Annotated in this window: 14 protein-coding genes and 1 pseudogene; 9 read left to right on the plus strand and 6 right to left on the minus strand. The window is 66.7% G+C overall.

Annotated elements, in window-relative coordinates:
- Positions 1 to 68: 68 nt before the first annotated feature.
- Positions 69 to 911, plus strand: a complete 843-nt coding sequence (locus BN4332_RS17625; RefSeq protein WP_066900173.1) for an oxidoreductase — start codon at positions 69 to 71, stop codon at positions 909 to 911.
- A complete protein-coding gene (locus BN4332_RS17630; RefSeq protein ID WP_066900116.1) occupies positions 898 to 1,521 on the plus strand; it encodes a TetR/AcrR family transcriptional regulator in 624 nt (207 codons plus the stop codon). The genes BN4332_RS17625 and BN4332_RS17630 overlap by 14 nt, the downstream gene beginning before the upstream one ends.
- On the opposite strand, the gene BN4332_RS17635 is transcribed toward BN4332_RS17630, so the two are convergent.
- Positions 1,518 to 2,291 (minus strand): TioE family transcriptional regulator, encoded by a 774-nt coding sequence (locus tag BN4332_RS17635; RefSeq protein ID WP_066900118.1) that lies wholly within the window; start codon positions 2,289 to 2,291, stop codon positions 1,518 to 1,520. The genes BN4332_RS17630 and BN4332_RS17635 overlap by 4 nt on opposite strands.
- Before the next feature lie 56 nt (positions 2,292 to 2,347).
- Here BN4332_RS17635 and BN4332_RS17640 point away from each other — a divergent pair, with 56 nt between their 5' ends.
- The gene (locus tag BN4332_RS17640; protein ID WP_066900120.1) at positions 2,348 to 3,499 is read left to right on the plus strand and encodes an erythromycin esterase family protein; all 1,152 of its coding nucleotides are present in this window, start codon (positions 2,348 to 2,350) and stop codon (positions 3,497 to 3,499) included.
- A 3-nt stretch (positions 3,500 to 3,502) separates the two neighbouring features.
- Here the strand turns inward: BN4332_RS17640 and BN4332_RS17645 are convergent, their stop codons facing one another.
- Complete coding sequence (locus tag BN4332_RS17645; protein WP_066900121.1) at positions 3,503 to 4,282, minus strand: hypothetical protein; 780 nt, start codon at positions 4,280 to 4,282, stop codon at positions 3,503 to 3,505.
- Between the two features lie 97 nt (positions 4,283 to 4,379).
- Between BN4332_RS17645 and BN4332_RS17650 the strand changes: the two genes are divergently transcribed.
- Genes BN4332_RS17650 through BN4332_RS33715 form a run of 6 tightly spaced genes read left to right on the plus strand, consistent with a single transcriptional unit; the run spans position 4,380 to position 8,298 of the window.
- Positions 4,380 to 5,099, plus strand: coding sequence for an oxygen-binding di-iron domain-containing protein (locus BN4332_RS17650; protein ID WP_066900175.1), 720 nt, complete (start codon positions 4,380 to 4,382; stop codon positions 5,097 to 5,099).
- 37 nt (positions 5,100 to 5,136) lie between these two features.
- The gene (locus BN4332_RS17655; RefSeq protein WP_264077089.1) at positions 5,137 to 5,691 is read left to right on the plus strand and encodes a hypothetical protein; all 555 of its coding nucleotides are present in this window, start codon (positions 5,137 to 5,139) and stop codon (positions 5,689 to 5,691) included.
- Between the two features lie 51 nt (positions 5,692 to 5,742).
- Positions 5,743 to 6,366 (plus strand): TIGR03085 family metal-binding protein, encoded by a 624-nt coding sequence (locus tag BN4332_RS17660; RefSeq protein WP_066900127.1) that lies wholly within the window; start codon positions 5,743 to 5,745, stop codon positions 6,364 to 6,366.
- Positions 6,367 to 6,383: 17 nt separating this feature from the next.
- Positions 6,384 to 7,316 (plus strand): LLM class F420-dependent oxidoreductase, encoded by a 933-nt coding sequence (locus BN4332_RS17665; RefSeq protein ID WP_066900129.1) that lies wholly within the window; start codon positions 6,384 to 6,386, stop codon positions 7,314 to 7,316.
- A 39-nt stretch (positions 7,317 to 7,355) separates the two neighbouring features.
- On the plus strand, positions 7,356 to 7,835 hold the full coding sequence (locus tag BN4332_RS17670; RefSeq protein WP_235654120.1) for a hypothetical protein: 480 nt from the start codon (positions 7,356 to 7,358) through the stop codon (positions 7,833 to 7,835).
- 19 nt (positions 7,836 to 7,854) lie between these two features.
- Positions 7,855 to 8,298 (plus strand): hypothetical protein, encoded by a 444-nt coding sequence (locus tag BN4332_RS33715; protein WP_066900133.1) that lies wholly within the window; start codon positions 7,855 to 7,857, stop codon positions 8,296 to 8,298.
- Here the strand turns inward: BN4332_RS33715 and BN4332_RS17675 are convergent.
- The 4 genes and pseudogenes from BN4332_RS17675 to BN4332_RS17690 all read right to left on the minus strand — a co-directional run.
- Positions 8,267 to 9,274, minus strand: a complete 1,008-nt coding sequence (locus BN4332_RS17675) for an Hsp70 family protein (protein WP_435405164.1) — start codon at positions 9,272 to 9,274, stop codon at positions 8,267 to 8,269. The genes BN4332_RS33715 and BN4332_RS17675 overlap by 32 nt on opposite strands.
- Positions 9,222 to 10,577, minus strand: a pseudogene (locus BN4332_RS17680) (dynamin family protein); the annotation flags it as partial. The gene BN4332_RS17675 and the pseudogene BN4332_RS17680, both read right to left, overlap by 53 nt.
- Positions 10,578 to 10,645: 68 nt before the next feature.
- Positions 10,646 to 12,502, minus strand: a complete 1,857-nt coding sequence (gene iniA, locus BN4332_RS17685) for an isoniazid-induced dynamin-like GTPase IniA (protein ID WP_066900134.1) — start codon at positions 12,500 to 12,502, stop codon at positions 10,646 to 10,648.
- A 96-nt stretch (positions 12,503 to 12,598) separates the two neighbouring features.
- On the minus strand, positions 12,599 to 13,496 hold an 898-nt coding region (locus BN4332_RS17690; protein WP_066900136.1), incomplete at its 5' end, for a hypothetical protein.

Here is a 13,496-nt window from a genome sequence, read left to right on the forward strand (position 1 = left end):
AGCCACCGTCCAACAAAACTAAACTGATCGTACAGTTCAGTTACTTCGAGAAACAGGTGGTCAAAGACATGAGCGTTTGGTTCATCACCGGAGCTTCCCGCGGATTCGGTCTGCAGATCGCCCGCGACGCGCTGGACCGCGGCCATCAGGTCGTCGCCACCGCTCGCGACGCGTCCGCCGTCACCGCCGCCCTGGGCGACAACGAGAACGTGCTCGCCGTCGCGCTGGATGTCACCAACGAGGAGCAGGCACAACAAGCCGCGCAGGCCGCGGTCGATCGCTTCGGCCGGATCGACGTCCTGGTCAACAACGCCGGGCGCGGACTGCTCGGCGCCGTCGAGGAGGCCACCGACGCCGAGGTCCGGGCCGTGTACGAAACCAACGTGTTCGGCCTGCTGACCGTCACCCGCGCGGTCACCCCGGTGCTGCGGTCCCAACGATCGGGCACGATCGTCAACATCTCCTCGGTCGGCGGATTCGTCGGCTCGCCCGGTTGGGGCGTATACGCCTCGACGAAGTTCGCCGTCGAGGCACTGTCCGAGGCCCTGCACGCTGAACTGCAACCGCTGGGCGTACACGTCATGGTGGTCGAGCCCGGCTACTTCCGCACCGACTTCCTCGATTCGTCCAGCCTGCAGACACAGCGCACCGTGATCGAGGACTACACCGACGGCCCGGCCGGCCAGATGCGTGTCGCCGCAGGCGAGCGCAACCACGATCAGCCCGGTGACCCGGTGAAGGCAGCCAAGGCCATCATCGACGTCGTGGAGGCCCCGCAGCCTCCCCTGCGCCTGCTGCTGGGCAACGACACCATCGCTGCGGTCGAGGGCAAGATCGCCCACGTTCAAAGCGAGTTGGCGCAGTGGCGCACCGTCTCCGAGTCCACCGACTTCGATGATGTCGTCGCCTGAAACCGCCACCGGGGCGGGCGAATACACCTTCGCCCGCCCCACCGGCGCGCGCAGCGACCGCATCCACCAGGGCATCTTGGATGCGACGGCAGAACTGCTCGATGAGGGCGGCTACCCCGCGACCACGGTCGACGCGATCGCGGCCCGCTCGGGCGCCAGCAAGGCCACCATCTACAAGCACTGGCCGTCGCGGACCGCGGTGGCAGCAGAGGCTTTCGGTGCGTTGATGGCCCAGAGCCTTCCGCTTCCCGACACCGGAAGCACCGCAGGCGATCTCGTCGAACAGGTAGTAAGAGTCTCGGCGTTCTATGCCAGCGCCCGCGGCGAGGTCTTCGCGCAGCTACTCGCCGCCTGCGTCGAGGACGCCACGGGCGCAGCGTATTTCCGGGAGTACTTCCTCAACGGCCGCCGTGCGGCCATCACGCAGCTCTGGCAGCGCGGGGTGGACCGTGACGATGTCGACCCCGGTATCGCGATCGACGATGTGATCGACATCCTGTTCGGCCCGTTGATCTTCCGGCGTATCAGCGGCCATTACGACCTCACTGAGGAACACGCCCGCAGACTGGCACTTACCGCGCTGCGCGGGTTGCTTGCGGGCGGCGCCTAGTTGGTATCCAGATCGAAGTTGCCATCGGCGCGAATCAGGTCCGTATACACAGCGAGATTGGCCGACGCGGTCAGCATCGCGACACCCCGTGCCGTGACTCTGTCTTTCCATGCCTGGAGCGCTTCGCTCAGAGCCCTGATTCCGCCGCCATCGCGGATCTGCTGCGTGACCACGGCGATATCGTGGAGTAGATACCCACCGCGTCGAAGCAGGTGGGCCAGTTCGGCATCGCGAATATCGTCGGCGTCGTAGCTGCGGTGGCCGGTCACGCGGTCCCGTTGTGGTGCGAGAATGCCTGCCCTTTCCCAGGTACGAAGCGTCGCTGGGCTGACATTCAGGCGCCTGCCGAGTTCGCCGATACTGAACGACCCGCGATCTGCGCGATGTTGTTTCGAACTATCGCTGCCGGCGGACTCCTTGTTCAGCTGCGCCAGTGCGGATTCCACCATTCGGAGGGTGGATCGGTCCCGCAGCAACAGAGCATGACCATGGTCGATAGCTTCCATCGCTTGGTCGATGCGGCAATGGTTGACCGCCGTCATGATCTGCCCGGCAGCTGAGTAGCCGTAGGCCGGAATCAGCGATAGGTAGGTGCGCAGGGCGGCGGCATGGGTCTCGGTGTAGACGCGGTGGCCCGCAGCTGTGCGCCGGGCTTGGGGAATCAACCCGGCGTCCTCGTAATTGCGCACCGCCTGCGTCGAAATACCGTGCTCGCGAGCTAGTTGTACCGGCCTCACTTCACCACCGTTTGAAGGTTCAGCGGATGACATCCTGGGTTTTTTGCCACTAGGACTCAACCGTAACTTCAAGGATATGCTCTAAGGACGTGAGCGCGAATATCAGCGAAGCCGTCCCCGCATCATGTGAGCTCCTGGGTCTGGGTGAACCGACACATGGTGAGCCCGCCTTCCAGTGGATCCGCAACGCACTCATGCCGGAGCTGATCAACAGGGGGTTCCGTTCTCTCGTTCTGGAAACGGATCGTGCCGCCGCGTTGACCCTCAACGACTTCGTGCACCACGGACGAGGAACTCTCGACCAGGCGATGGAACACGGGTTTTCTCACGGACTCGGGGCATTGGTGGCGAACCGCCGATGCATCGCGTGGTTGCACGATTTCAATCAGTCCCGACCCGAGGCAGAGCGAGTGACGGTGCACGGCTTCGATGCTCCAACGGAATTCACGAGTGCCCCAAGTCCTCGGCGGTTTCTCCTGCCCGCATGCAACTACCTTGAGGCCGACATCGATATCGACGAACTCGTCGGAGATGACGAACAGTGGTCAGATCCGCGGGCAGTCATGGACGCTCACTCGTCGCCGGGAGCCACCTCGGCGGCAATCACGCTGCGGGCGATCACACATGACTTGCTCGTCTCGTTGTATGCCAGAGCACCCGAACTCATCGCATCGACCTCCCTCAGAGCTTGGCACACCGCAAGGATTCATCTGGTCACTGCGCTGAATCTGCTTGCCTACCACAGACAGGCGGCGCAACGTATCGACGAAGTGGCGCGGGTGAACGGCTTGCTGGCTACCCGCGACGCGATCATGGCTCAGAACTTGATCGACATCCGCGCCGAGGAAGCGGGTCGGGGCGCGACCCTCGTCTTCGCGCACAATCGCCACCTGCAGCGCCGACACAGTCAGTGGACTCTCGGCGGCATGAATCTGAACTGGTCCAGCGCCGGAGCCATCATCGACAGCGTGATCGGCGGGCACTACACGTTTGTCGCAGGCAGCCTCGGAAGCAGCAGTTGCCTGGGATTGCAGCCGCCACCGCAGGACACGTACGAGGGCCTGCTGGGAAAGGCAGTATCCAGCTGGGGCCTGGTTTCGCCGACACCCATCGACGGCGGGCGCCCCCGCGTCGACGTCACCCCCGATCAGGGGTATTTCCCCCTCGACGACGCCGTCATCCAATCCGCTGACACGATCCTGCATGTCAGTGACGCAGCGACGGTGCCGAGTGAGTCGTGAGGACTACATCACCCGGGCCCGCTCATCGCGTCGCCGCAGCAATGCCGTCCCGAACGCACCGATCACAACCAGATCAGAAGCCAGCCCGGTGCTGACCGTCGCCAACAGCCAGCCCGCAACACCGGTGGCCAACACGAACGGTGGCACCCACTCGAACACCCGATACCACGACGGCACGGGCTGCAGTACGTGTGCCGCCGCCTTGGCCCGGGCGTAACCGGGATAGAACTCCGTGACGGCAACCGCGAAGAACAATGCGGCCAACTGCAGAATCCACCCGGTCCAAAAGTTGTCGGTACTGCCGAAGAGGACATCACCCAGGAAGCCAACGCCCACTGAGAAGCCGAATGCCGCCGCCCACACCGCCGTCACCACCACGTTGATGCGGGTGAACAGCGGCGTATCCCAATGCTCGGGCGGAGTCACGTCGCGCGCGTAGGCCGTCGTGTACGGCCGCCCGATCAGCAGGCTGAACAGAGCCATCAGCGCGAGCGAGGCATTGGTCACCTCCCCTGACCACATTTCCAGCCATGCCTTCTGACCGCTGGAGGCGACCAGCCCGACCGCGGCCAGCACCACGAAGTAGGCCACGCCGAGAATCTCCAGCACGTGCACCGGAATGCTGCGACGCCAGGTCAGCGCCAGCACCGACAGCGAGAGGCCGAGAGCACTCATCACGGCGATCTCGTAGCGACCGGGACCGGCAAGGATGGCCATCAGCGCCCACGGCGCGATGCCGGACAACGGGGAGTCCAGAAACGCGTCGAGGGCTTTACCGAGCACGCGGCGACTGTAGGTAACCCAGCTGGGAATCTCCCAAGACGGCAAAAGCCGTCCATTCGGTTCCGCCCGAGCGGACCATGTCTTCATGGCTTCCGACCTGGACACCCGCGTCGACGAGATCGCCCCGGAAATCTACCGGTTGTCTACCTGGATACCCGGGATCACCGAGCACGGCTTCACCTTCAACCAGTTCCTGCTCACCGGTGACGAGCCGTTCCTGTTCCACACCGGCCAGCGGTTCCTGTTCGAGCAGGTTTCCACTGCCATCGAGCGGGTGCTGCCACTGCCCCGGCTCCGCTGGATCTCGTTCGGGCACTTGGAGGCCGATGAGTGCGGATCGGTCAACCAGTTCCTGGCCGCCGCGCCCCACGCCGAGGTCATCCACGGACCGCTGGCCATCATGTTGTCACTGAACGACATGTGCGACCGGCCCCCGGTCGTGGCACCGGCGGCCGACGCGCACGATATCGGCGGGCACCGCCTGCGGTTCATCGCCACACCGCATGTGCCACACAACTGGGAGGCCGGGCTGTGGTTCGACGAAACGACGTCGACGTTGCTGGCCGGCGACTTGTTCACCCACACCGGACAATGCCCAGCGCTGACCGAATCCGATTGTGTGGCACCGGCTCTGGAAGCCGAATCGGTGTTCCACGCCACCGGCCTGACCACCAATCTGATGCCCACATTGGCTCAACTCGCCGACCTGAACCCGACCACGTTGGCGCTCATGCACGGTGCGTCGTTCCGCGGCGACGGTGCCGGGCAGTTGCGCGCGTTGTCCGACGGTTATGCGGAGTTGTTCGGCGCGTCATAACCCAGCCTGGCCGGATGCGATGAGTAGCCTTGTCGCGGTGAAGGCGTCGCGATCGCTGAGCGCGTTGCTGGCCGCCGGCCTGTTGTTGTCCGGCTGCCAATCGAGCATCGACGGCACCCCGCGTACCAGCCCGCAATCGCCTACCGAACCCAGTTTCCCGACCGAGAAACCCACCCGGTCGAGCCCGGTGCCGTCCCCGACCACCACTGCCCCGGTTCCGCCCAGCACGCCTACGGCCGCCCCACCCTCCGACGCCACCCCTCTGGAGCCCGAAAACGGCTACGTATTCATCGAGACCAAATCCGGCAAGACCCGCTGCCAACTGTCCAAGCAGGAAGTCGGATGCGAGTCGGACTTCAGCAATGCGCCGACCGTCGACGGAGAACCCGCCAACGGCGTGCGGCTCACCCCCGACGGCCAGATCGACTGGGTGCTGGGCAACCTGGGTGACATTCCCGTCGTCACCCTCGACTACCGCCGGTACAGCGCCGTGGGCTGGACCATCGATGCCAGCAGCGAAGGCACCCGCATCAGCAACGACAAGACCGGTCACGGCATGAGCATCGCTGTCGAGGGCGTGGAAACCTTCTAGAGCTTAGAGTCGGCGTATGACTTCAAGCGAGAAGCCGAAGGCGGATCGCGCATGACCGCCGCTCAACGCGAACGTGCCGCACTGGTCGAGACCATGCGGGCCGCAGGGCCCGACGCTCCCACGCTCTGCGAGGGCTGGACCACCCGCGACCTGGCCGCGCACCTGGTGGTGCGCGAGCGTCGGCTCGATGCGGCCCCCGGCATCCTGCTGCCCCAGCTCGCCGGTTACACCGAGCGCGTGCAGCAGAAGGTGACCGAGAGCACCGAATGGGGTGACCTGGTCGATCAGATCGCCGCGGGCCCTCCGCTGTACTCGCCGTTCAAGCTGCTCGACCCGCTGGTGAACGTGGCCGAGATGTTCATCCATAACGAGGACGTGCGCCGGGCGCAAACCGACTGGGAGCCAAGGCCTCTCGATGACGCGACGGTGTCCGCGCTGTCCCGCGCGATCACCGGCATGGCCCGCATGACCATGGGCAAGTCCCCCGCCCGGGTCGCGTTGACCACGCCGGAAGGCAAGACACTGGCCACCGTCGGCTCCGGCCCGGAGGTCACCGTCACCGGAGATCCCGGCGAGTTGCTGATGTTCGCCGCCGGCCGCGAGCCCGCTCAGGTGACGTTCTCCGGTGACGACGGCGCCGTCGCGGCCCTGCGCGCTGCCCGTCGCGGGCTGTAGCGACCTAAGCTGGCGTCGTGGATTTCCGTGTCTTCGTCGAACCCCAGCAAGGTGCTACCTACTCCGACCAGCTCGCGGTGGCCAGGGCCGCCGAGGCGCTCGGATACTCCGCGTTCTTCAGATCCGACCACTATCTGGCAATGAGCGGTGACGGCCTGCCCGGGCCGACCGACTCCTGGGTGACGCTGGCCGGCATCGCACGCGAAACCTCGACGATCCGGCTGGGCACCATGGTCACCTCGGCCACCTTCCGGCACCCGGGTCCGCTGGCGATCTCGGTGGCGCAGGTCGATGAAATGAGCGGTGGCCGAGTCGAATTGGGTTTGGGTGCCGGCTGGTTCGAAGCCGAACATCAGGCCTACGCCATCCCGTTCCCGCCGCTGGGCGAGCGGTTCGACCGCCTCGAAGAGCAGCTCCGCATCCTCACCGGCCTGTGGGACACGCCCGTGGGCGAGACGTTCGACTTCGCCGGCAAGCACTATTCCGTCGTCGACTCGCCGGCCCTGCCCAAGCCCACCCAGAACCCACATCCGCCGATCGTCATCGGCGGCATGGGCGCCAAGCGCACACCGGCATTGGCCGCGGAGTTCGCCGCCGAGTTCAACGTGCCGTTCGTGCCACTGGACACCCTCAAGACCCAGTTCACCCGGGTCGCCGATGCGGTGGTCGCAGCCGGGCGAGCGGCGGACTCCATGACCTACTCGGCGGCCTTCGTTCTGTGCGCGGGCCGCGACGAAGCGCAGATCGCCCAGCGGGCCGCCGCGATCAGTCGCGAGGTGGACGAACTCCGCAGCAATTCACCGCTGGTCGGCACGCCTGCCGAGATCGTCGACAAACTCGGGCCCTTCCTGGAGGCCGGGGTACAGCGGGTCTACCTGCAGATGCTGGACCAGTCCGATCTGGAGCATCTCGAGCTGTTCGCCGGCGAAGTCATCCGTCAGCTGAGCTGACCGAGACCCGCTCCGGGGCCGGGCATAGTATCGGTGCCCGTGACCGGTGACAACGACGATCAGGGGCAGCCACCCGAGGCGCCCTGGCATCACTCGACGCCGGCAGTTCTGGGGGCCAGCGTGGCCGCCCTCGCCGTGATCGGCCTGGTGTTGTGGGCCGCGATCGCGCTCACCAGCTCCGGCAGGCCCGAGGACGCACCGATCGACTTTGTGCCGCCCACCTACGCCTCGACGTCGGCGAAGACCTCGAAGTCCACGACGAGCCGGACGATCACCACCACCCGTCCGCTGGAGACCACCGAGTTCGGCCTGCCGGGCGTGCCGGATCCGTCGGGGACGACGTCGGAGACCTCCGGTACGTCGGGCACCTCGACCACGGAGACCACCACCCCGACCACCACACCCACGACGGAGCCGACAGAGACCGAGTCGGAAACCGAGGACGACGAGACCACCACGACCCGCAACCGTCCTCGCACCAACGTGACACGCACCGTTTATCCAGCGCCCGTCGGCTGAGCCTGCCTACCATCGGCGGGTGTCGAACTATTACGACGACGACGAGCCCACCCAGTACGCGCCCAGCTACGGCGAATACGGAGAGCCACCCGCTCCCGAACCCGTTCCGTGGTACCGCAAGCCTGCCGCACTGATCGGCATGGGTGCTCTCGGAGCCGTCATCGCAGCACTGGTCATCTACGCGCTGGTGCAGCTGTTCTCGTCGGACACCCCGTCGACCACGACAACCACCACGTCGACCACGACGACCACCACCTCGGTCGCCACCTCGGCCCCCGTGGTCCCGGCACCTACTCACACCGTGACCGAGACCGTGCCGGCCACCACGACTGAGCAGCCGCCAACCACCACGACGACCACAGAGCCACCCACGACGACCACAACCACCACCACGACGACCACAACCACGACGACCGCGCCGGTGACGACGACTACGACGCCGCCCGCAGAGGAAGGCCCCTGACGGTNATCACCTGGGCCTGCGGCACGGTGGTGACGGGCATCCGGAATGCTTCGGAAAGCCGTTGGGTGACAAGGGGTATCCGGGCCCCACCGCCTACGGTGACCACGGCGGCCAGCTGCGCTGGGTGAATTCCGTTGCGGCGCAGCAGGTCCAGCAATGCCTCGACCACGCCGGCGAGCGGCGGGTCCACCACGGCGTCCAGCTCGGCGCGGGTGAGCCTGATGGCGCCACCCGGGCCGGCCACACTGGTGGCGCTCTGGTCGCTCAGCTGCTCCTTGGCGTCGCGGCACTGTTGGCGCAGCTGCGCCAGTGCGGTCACCGCTGCCGTGCCCGCGGGTTCGGCATCCAGCTCGTTGAGAACGCGGCGCAGCAGTTCCTGGTCGATCAGGTCACCGGAGAACTCGTCGTAGCGCAACGTCTGCCCGATGGTGGTGAACCCCGCGCCCGCGTCGGCCAGGGTCAGGCTCGTGCCGGAGGCACCGAAATCGCACAGTGCGACCACCCCGCGCGCCGGCAGGCCGGGATGCGCCTGGATGGCGGTCAACGCCGCGACCGAATCAGCAACCACCCGGACACCGGGCACGGCGCCGCGCAGCGCCTCGAAGCCGGCGGCGCTCCAGTGGGCCGGCACCGCCACCACGGTGTCGTCGGGCCGTCGGGCCGGGCTGGCCTCCACCGTCAGTGCCTCGATTGCGCCGGCCAGCAACCGTTCGGCACGATGCGTCGACCCGTCGGCCGCGACCAGCGGCACCGGGTCACCGACTCGGTCCACGAAGTCGGTGAACACCAGTCCGTCGGCCGCGAGCGTCGCCGGCCGCACCAGCGGCGTGTAGTCGGCGATCGCCACCAGATTGGTCGCGCCCACAGACAACCCCAGGCAATCACGCATACCTGTATGTCGACGGAGGGGACCATTTCGTNGCCCGGGGCCCGTCGAACGGCTCGTCGGGCTGCAGGCCGAGGCGGCTGGCGGCATCGGTGCCCTGCCCGCCGATGATGCGGCGCAGTGAGGCCATCTCGTCCTCGTTCAGCGTCGTCGGCCGTGACCGCAGCAGGCTGAGCAACCGGAGCTCCTCGAAGGCGTGCGTATCGGCCAGCAGCGGGTCGATGTCGGCGAGGATGTGGGGCGTCGCATAGATCGGGTTGTGCTGCACGAACTGGCGCAACGACAGCAACGCCGTGTGCGCCTTGAGCAGCTCGGACCGTTGCGCGAACTGCTGGTCGATCACATCGCGCAAGGCGATCAGCCCGCTGCGCTCCAGCAGTTCGTCGGCCAGCGCGACCGAGTCGGAGACCCCGGCGTGCAGCACGGCGATCGAGATGCGGATGCCGAACATGCCGAACCGGTCCAGCAGCGCCGCACGGGTGGCCGCATCGACCGGCAGGGTGATGTCCTCGCGGACGAAGCGGTCCACCGACAGCATCGCCTTGGTCAGTTGTGCCGGCTCGACCGCGGCGAGTTTCTCCAGTGCGACGAACTCGCTCTGGCGCAGTGTGCGGGCGGTGAGGGCGAGCAGACCCGACACCGGGACGACGGCCTGGCAGATGCCGGTCTTGTCCATCTCTTCGGTGAACCGCTTGGCGACGTCCTTGGCCGACATCATCGCGTCGATGCGCCCAGCCCCGATCTCGTCGGCTCGCGAGGCCACGCCGATGACGCCGAGCGCGCCCGAGGAGCCGCCGACCAGCTCACCGATCTGCTTGAGCAGGGCGATGTCGGCGGCGTTGAGCGTGCGCAGCAGGAACACCACGGCGTCGACCCGGGGCACGCCGTCCTCGGGGACCAGTAACCGGTGGGTGCGCAACGAGACGTCCCGCGACAGCGACGACGTTCCCGGGGTATCGATGATCGTGGTGTCGATCAGCTCGGCGGCCGGCCACTCGACGTCGAGGTCCACCACGTCGTCGGGATTGAGCCCGGCGAAGCTGAACGTCAACCCGCGATCGTGCGGGTCCCGCGCGATCGGCACGTTGGCACGCCGTCCGCCGCGGTGGTTGGCCGTCACCTTGGGGGTGGGGCCGTGCCGGAACCAGGTGACGATGCGCGTCGCCTCGGTGGCGTCGGTGGGCGCGATGTCCTCCCCGACCAGGGCGTTGACGAGGGTCGACTTGCCTGCCTTGAGCGTTCCGGCCAGCGCGATGCGAATCGGCTGGTTGAGCCGGCGCCCGATGCGGTCGAGCTCGTTGTGCACGTCGGGCCGATTGCGATAGGCCGGGTCGCCCCGGTACGCCTTGATGGTGCCGCCCAGAATCGAGCGCACCTGATCGGCCGTGCTCACGCTGCCGAGTCCACCCCTTTCAACCCCGAAGTCAACCCGGGGTTCATACAGAAACCAGCTATTGGAGCTTAGTTGCCCACGTCGGCCAGGTTCCGGGCGTGGTCGATCACTTGGGTCAGGATGTTCTTCTGCCGTTCCAGTTCTCGGACGCGGGTGTTGCGTTCGGCTTCCTCGGTCTTCGCCGCGGCCAGCGTGGCCTGCAGCGATTCGTTGAGCGAGCGCGTGGTCTGGTTGGCGATGTCGCGGTAGTGATCGCGCAGCTGACGCTGGATGCCTTTGAGCCGGTCCCGCGATTCCTTGCCGACGACGAAGGCGACGTCGTCGACGAACTTGCGCATGTTGGTCTTGGCCTCGCTGCGCACCCGCAACATGCGGTTCTCCATGTCCTCCTTGTAGGCCTTGCGGCCCAGCACCAGGCCGGCGCCCAGGGACAGCGGGTTGAACATGCCGAGGCCGGCGAACGAGGTGAGCATGCCGAACATCAGCACGCCGCCGTAGGAGCCCCGCATGCCGGTGATGACCTTGTGTCCGGCCTTGATCGGTTTGGCCTCCAACCGGGCCAGCGATTTCATCTCGCCGAATCCGGCGCCCATGTCGCGGGCGTCGATCTGCGGCAGTTGCACGGCCTCCAGACCCGCTTCGGTGAAGGTGCGCGCCACCTCGGCGGCCAGCGCCTCGGCGCGTTGATAGGCCCAGACGAAGTTGTCGCCGACCGCGGTGGCCACGGACTCCTCCAGCTCCGAACCGATCTCGGCCCAGTGCAGGGTGGGATCGCCGGAGTCGATCACCTTTTCGGTGTGGGCGGTGATGTTGCGGAACCGATTACGTAGATCGTGATCGACATCGGCGGTCAGGTCGGAGATGCCGTCGTTGAGCACCTGCTGCCACAACGCGGTCTGCTGCAGTGCGTCCTGCGCTTCCTGCTTGCGCCGCTCCAGATCGGCGGTGAGGCGCTCACGCTCACTGGGATCGTTGAACGCCGACAGCTCGGAATCCACTGCAAGTAGCAGATGCTCTGCCGCCGAATAGATTTCGGCCACCACCTGGTCGCGGATCCGGTCAGTCTCGCGCGTCAGCACCCGATCGGACAGGAACTTCACGATCGCCGGGAAGTTGGACTCCTCGTTGAGCTCTTTGTCATTGAGCTGGATCGCATGGCTGCGCAACACGCTCGAGACGGGGGTGATCGGGACGTTCAGCCCGGCCCGCTGCAGGTGTGACGTGTTGGCGCCGACGATCTGGCGCCAGTGCGGGTACAGGTCGGTCTTGGTCGCGACAATCGTTGCCACCGGGCAGATTTCGATTGCCTGCCGGATGAAGGTCATCTCCGGTTCGGTGAACTCCTGGCTGGTGTCACTGACCATCAGCAGTGCGTCGGCATCGGGCAGCAGGCCCAGCGTCGCCGAAAGATGCGGCTGCCCATGGCCGCCGACGCCGGGGGTGTCGACGAACGCCAGCCCACCCTTGAGCAGCGGGCTCGGGGCGGTCACCTCGACCCGCAGCACCTCACGGCCACCGGCCTGCGGGGCACGGCGTAGATCGTTGGTGACCTCCGACGGCGGGATCTCGATCAGTTCGGGCTCGGCCCCTTCCGGCCGTGCCACCACCAGTCGCGCCGAGGCCTGTTCGCCGTAGGAGACGACGGTCGCGAGCACGGTGGATTCGTCGTCGCCGACGCGGGCCACCGGAATGTTGAGCAGCGAGTTGAGCAGCTGGCTCTTGCCCTGCTTGAGCTGGCCGGCGATGACGACACGGATCTGGGGATCGCTGATGCGCACCTTCGCCACCCGCAGCCGCTCCACCAGATCACCGCGGTCGTAGGTGGCGGCGATCGTGCTGGTGTGGTCGATGAGTTCGACGATCACCTTGACCGGCCGGGCCGGCCCGCCGGCCGCGACCTTGCGCGGGTCACTCGGTTGCGTCATCGGAAGTTCCCTCCTGCCGGGCTCAACGGTAGGCGCGCCAATGGGACGGGGACCACCCGGCTGTCGGATGGTCCCCGCCCCTTAGTGCGATGCGGATCAGAAGGCGTCGAACCCGGTGTTCGTCGAGTTGTTCGACGCGACATCGGTGTCGGACTGCGCCTCGTAGCTGTTGCCGGAACCGAATGCCGAGCTGGTGTCGTAGCTGTTGCCCGACGCGAGCGCGGTGTTGGTCTCGTTGCCGGAACCGAACGCGGTCTCGTTGCCCGAGGCGATGTTCGACTCGTAGGACGAGGAGTTGTCCTCGACGCTGGAGTGCGTCTCGGTCTCCACCGTGGTGCTGACCGAGTTGTCCTGGGTGTTGCGGCTGCCGTAGTCACCGTCGACGGTGGTCTGGTTGCCGGCCACCGCGTTGGTGGAGGCGTCGGTCAGGATGATCGAGCCGGCGTTGCCGCCGTCGCCACCGGACGCACCACCGCTGCCGATGCCGATCAGGCTGTCACCACCGGAGGCGCCGCCGCCGTGGCCACCGCTCATGTCGACGTCGCTGATGACCGGGCCCTCGTTGTCGGAGATCAGGTCGCCACCGGCGGTCTGCGAGTTGTCCTCGATGTCGTTGTCCCTACCGACGGCGACGTTGGAGCCGGCGCCGGCCAGGATGTCGCCGTTGTTCATGGTGTTGCCGTCACCGAGGACCGCGCCGTCACCGCTGACGATGTCGCCGTCGTTGTCCCCGTCGACCACCACGCCGCCGTTGGTGGCGGTGTTGGTGCTCTTGTCGCCGAGGGTGATGTCACCGAAGCCCAGGTTGAACGCACCCTGCTGGGCGTTGGCGCCGGCGTCCTGGTTGGGGCTCATGATCGGCACGTTGTTGTGGCTGGCCAGGTCGGTGTCATTGTGGCTGGCGAAATCGGTGTTGTTGCGGCTGGCCACCTCCGGCGCGAACTGCGTCTGCGGGGAGAACGGCGAGGCAACCTGGTTGCCGAACTGGGCCGGG

Origin of the sequence: Mycolicibacterium houstonense (assembly GCF_900078665.2) — a bacterium.
GTDB lineage: Bacteria > Actinomycetota > Actinomycetes > Mycobacteriales > Mycobacteriaceae > Mycobacterium > Mycobacterium houstonense.

Coding starts and splice junctions, on each gene's coding strand:
- BN4332_RS17635 (WP_066900118.1), bottom strand. CDS start 2,291: ATGTCATCCGCTGAACCTTCAAACGGTGGTGAAGTGAGGCCGGTACAA.
- BN4332_RS17625 (WP_066900173.1), top strand. CDS start 69: ATGAGCGTTTGGTTCATCACCGGAGCTTCCCGCGGATTCGGTCTGCAG.
- iniA (WP_066900134.1), bottom strand. CDS start 12,502: ATGACGCAACCGAGTGACCCGCGCAAGGTCGCGGCCGGCGGGCCGGCC.
- BN4332_RS17660 (WP_066900127.1), top strand. CDS start 5,743: ATGACCGCCGCTCAACGCGAACGTGCCGCACTGGTCGAGACCATGCGG.
- BN4332_RS17630 (WP_066900116.1), top strand. CDS start 898: ATGTCGTCGCCTGAAACCGCCACCGGGGCGGGCGAATACACCTTCGCC.